Annotated in this window: 2 protein-coding genes; both read right to left on the reverse strand. The window is 73.1% G+C overall.

The genetic code is table 11. The annotated features are described in order from the left end of the window. Nucleotides 1-1,509, reverse strand: a 1,509-nt coding sequence (locus tag EAD98_RS21010; protein ID WP_233583909.1) for a GGDEF domain-containing protein, incomplete at its 3' end; no start/stop codon positions are given. Between the two features lie 148 nt (nucleotides 1,510-1,657). Beyond that, entirely contained in the window at nucleotides 1,658-3,793 is a 2,136-nt protein-coding gene (ligA, locus tag EAD98_RS21015) for an NAD-dependent DNA ligase LigA (protein ID WP_121655757.1), read from the reverse strand. Between the last annotated feature and the right edge of the window lie 381 nt (nucleotides 3,794-4,174).

Below are 4,174 nucleotides of genomic sequence, written 5' to 3' on the forward strand. Positions count from 1 at the left end.
GTGCGGCGCGGCCTCGGCGGGGCGCAGGTCGCCGCTGGGCAGCGCCGCGCCATCCCCGCCGCGCACCTCGGCCACCGGACCGAGAGGTACGTCGCCCGCCCGCTCGGCACCGACCGGCTCGACCGGCCCCGCGTCCCTGTCGGCCGTCCCCGCCGGCCGGGCGCGTCCCGCCGCCTCGGCGTCCAGCGGGTCGTCGACCGACGGGCCGCACTCCAGCACCCGGCGCAGGTCGGCGAGGAGGCCGAGCCGCTCGGCGGAGTTGTGATCGGACTCCGGGGCGTAGACGGCCACCGTGTCGTTGCGGTGCTTGGCGTCGTACATCGCCACGTCGGCGTGGCGCATCAGGGTGGCGAAGTCCTCGCCGTGCTCCGGAAAGAGAGCGATCCCGATCGAGCCGCCCACGTCCAGCGGCAGCCCGTCCAGCGGCACCGGCTCGGCCAGCGCCCCGACCACCCGGTCGGCCAGGTCGCGCGCCTGGCTCGCGTCGGTCAGCCCGGTCATCACGATGGCGAACTCGTCCCCGCCGAGCCGGGCGATCATCTGCGGGCGGGGCTCCACGTCGGTGAGTCGGGCGCTGACCTCCACGAGCAGCCGGTCACCCACGGCGTGCCCGAGCGCGTCGTTGACGTTCTTGAAGCGGTCCAGGTCGATCAGCAGCAGCGCCAGGTGCCCGTCGGGCTCGCCCCGGGCGGTCCGCTCGGCGTGCAGGTGCACCTGCTCCGCCACCTCGGCCAGCAGGGCCTTGCGGTTGGGCAGCCCGGTGAGCGGGTCCGCGGCGGCGAGGTGCTGCTGCTCGACGGTCAGTCGGGCCATCCGGTACACGGCGAAGAGCGGCACCAGCACCAGCGGGATCAGCGCCGCGCTGACCCGTGCGGCGGCGACCAGCACCGGGGCGAGCAGCAGCAGCGAGCCCGTGGAGAGCAGCTCGAAACCGAGGCCCTGGCGGACGGTTGGCCACCACCGGTCGCCGAAGCGCAGCCGTACCGCCCAGCTGACCAGCCCGTAGTTGACCACGAACCAGGCCACCGTGGCGCCGGCGACGGCGACCACGTCCGTCCAGTGCAACCGGCCGCCGGAGAAGACGATGCCCGGCCCGAGCTGGAGGATCCCGTACGCGGCGGCGAGGGCGCACGCGTACTGACCGACGTTGAACGCCGTACGCCACGCGGCGTGCCGCATCCGCCACCCGGAGACGACCACCCCCAACGCCTGCACGGCCACCGCCGGACCGAGCCCCCAGCCGAGCAGGATCGCGAAGGTGAAGCAGGTGGACGGGAAGACCGCGGAGGACTGCCGCCGCCCCGGAGGCACGAACGGGCGGGCGTCACAGATCAGCGCGAGCGCCGCCATCGTCCAGAACGCCACCGGCAGACGGGACAGCTCAGCCGGGAGTGTCGCGAGTGGACCGGCGGAGGTCAGCGCGGCGACCACCAGGATGCTGACGATGAAGGCGGTGAACGGCGCCACCCGCCCGGGCGGGATGGAGTTGCGCGGATCGGCTACCTCCATCACACCTCCCGACCGACGGTCGGCGTGCCCGTGTGCACGCCGTGACCCAATGAAACGCCCTCAGCCCCAGGTTTCCCGGTATGACAGTCACGAATCGGTCGTAGTCGTAATTAAGTTGGTATGCGCGGCCGGCGGCCACCGGAGCCGCTCAGCCCTCCACCCGGGCGACGTCCCGCGCGGCGTCCGGACCCGCGTCCAGCAGCAGTCGGAACCCGTCCTCGTCGAGCACCGGCACCTTGAGGCTGGCCGCCTTGTCGGCCTTGGACCCCGGGTTGTCTCCCACCACCACGAAGCTCGTCTTCTTGGAGACCGACCCGCTGACCTTGCCGCCCCGGCTCTGCACGGCCTCGGCGGCCTGGTCCCGGGAGAAACCGGCGAGGGTGCCGGTCACCACCACGGTCAGCCCCTCCAGCGGGCGCGGCCCCTCGTCGACAGCCTCCTCGGCCATCCGTACGCCCGCCTCGGCCCACTTGCGCACCACGTCTCGGTGCCAGTCCACGGCGAACCACTCCCGGATGCTGACCGCGATCGTCGGACCGACCCCGTCGACCGAGGAGAGCTCCTCCTCGCTGGCCCCTTCGATGGCCTCCATGGAGCGGAAGTGCCGGGCGAGCGCCTGGGCCGCGGTCGGGCCGACGTGCCGGATGGAGAGCGCCACCAGCACCCGCCACAGGTCGCGCTCCCGGGCGACCGCCAGATTGTCCAGCAACTTGACCGCGTTGCTGCCCAGGCTGCCGTCCTTGTTGACGAAGAACGGGGACCGGGACAGCTGCTCGGCGTCGAGCTGGAAGAGGTCCCCCTCGTCGGCGATGATCTCCGCGTCCAGCAGGGCGGCCGCGCCCTTGTAGCCGAGCACCTCGATGTCGAACGCGCCGCGGCCGGCGAGATGGAACACCCGTTCGCGGAGCTGGGCGGGGCAGCTGCGGGTGTTGGGGCAACGAATGTCGACGTCGCCCTCCTTGGCCGGTGCGAGCGGCGTGCCGCAGGCCGGGCAGGTGGTCGGCATGACGAACGGCCGGGCGTCGGCGGGGCGCAGGTCGACCACCGGGCCGAGCACCTCGGGAATCACGTCGCCGGCCTTGCGCAGCACCACCGTGTCGCCGATCAGCACACCCTTGCGCTCCACCTCACGGGCGTTGTGCAGGGTGGCGAGCGCGACGGTGGAGCCGGCCACCCGCACCGGCTCGAGGACGGCGAACGGGGTGACCCGACCGGTGCGCCCGACGTTGACGTCGATGTCGAGCAGCTTGGTGGTGACCTCCTCCGGCGGGTACTTGAAGGCGATCGCCCAGCGCGGCGCACGGCTGGTCGACCCGAGCCGACCCTGGATGGACACCGGGTCGACCTTGACCACCACTCCGTCGATCTCGTGCTCGACGTCGTGCCGGTGCTCGGCGTAGTAGGCGATGTATTCCGCCACGCCGGCCAGATCCGGCACCACCCGCCACCGGTCACTGGTCGGCAGGCCCCACGCCTTCAGCGCCGCGTACGACTCGGACTGGGCCGCCGGCTGCCACCCCCGGCGGGCGCCGATGCCGTGCACCACCAGGCGCAGCGGCCGCGACGCGGTGACCCGGGGATCCTTCTGGCGCAGGCTGCCGGCGGCGGCGTTGCGGGGATTGGCGAAGGGCGCCTTGCCCTGCTCCACCAGACCCGCGTTGAGGTCGGCGAACGCGGCGACCGGGAAGTAGATCTCGCCCCGGACCTCCAGCAGCTCCGGGATGTCCGGGAATTCGGCGGACGGGGTGAGCTGGCTGGGCACGTCCCGGATGCTGCGCACGTTGGCGGTGACGTCCTCGCCGGTGCGGCCGTCGCCGCGGGTGGCCGCCCGGACCAGCCGGCCGCCCTCGTAGGTCAGGTTGATCGCCAGCCCGTCGACCTTGAGCTCGCACAGGTAGGGCGCCGGGCCGCCGGCATCCCGCTCGACCCGCTCGGCCCACGCCGCCAGCTCCTCGTCGGCGAAGGCGTTGTCGAGCGACAGCATCCGCTCGGCGTGGGTGACCGGTGTGAAGTCGGTGGAGAAGGTGCCGCCCACCCGCTGGGTCGGCGAATCCGGCGTACGCAGTGCCGGGAACTCCTCCTCCAGTGCCTCCAGCTCGCGCAGCTGCCGGTCGAACTCGGCATCGGCGATGGTTGGCGCGTCCAGCACGTAGTAGCGGTACTGGTGTTCGGTCAGCTCGCGGCTGAGCGTGGCGTGCCGCTCCCGCGCCTGCGGCGTCGGCTCGCCGCCGGCCGCCGCCTCCTGCGCCGGGCTGACCTGCTGACCGATCTGCTCCTCGGACACACCGCCACCTTCGGACACGCCTGCGACCTCCCTGATCACGCTACTCCGGCACGGTATCGGCCCGGTGAGACAATCGGTCGCCCACCCGCGCCGCGCGTTCTCGTCATCACGAGAACGGAGGTGCGTGGTTGGCGGGCGGCGCCTGGCTGGCGGGCGATGCGTGGTTGGCGGGCGATGCGTGGTTGGCGGGCGGCGCGGTGTTCGGCGTGCGAGGATCGCCGGACGATGCGGCCGGCGTGCCGCGCTGAGGCGGAGGTACCGATGCCCGAGGCCCTGCTCTGGGCGGCGGCGATCCTGCTGGCGGTGGCGGCCGGCTGGACGTGGAACGGCTGGCGGCACCGGGTGGCGAACCGGCGCTCGGGGAACCGGCCGGGCACGACC

This window comes from Micromonospora sp. CV4 (assembly GCF_003667455.1).
In the GTDB taxonomy this organism is placed as follows: Bacteria; Actinomycetota; Actinomycetes; order Mycobacteriales; family Micromonosporaceae; genus Micromonospora.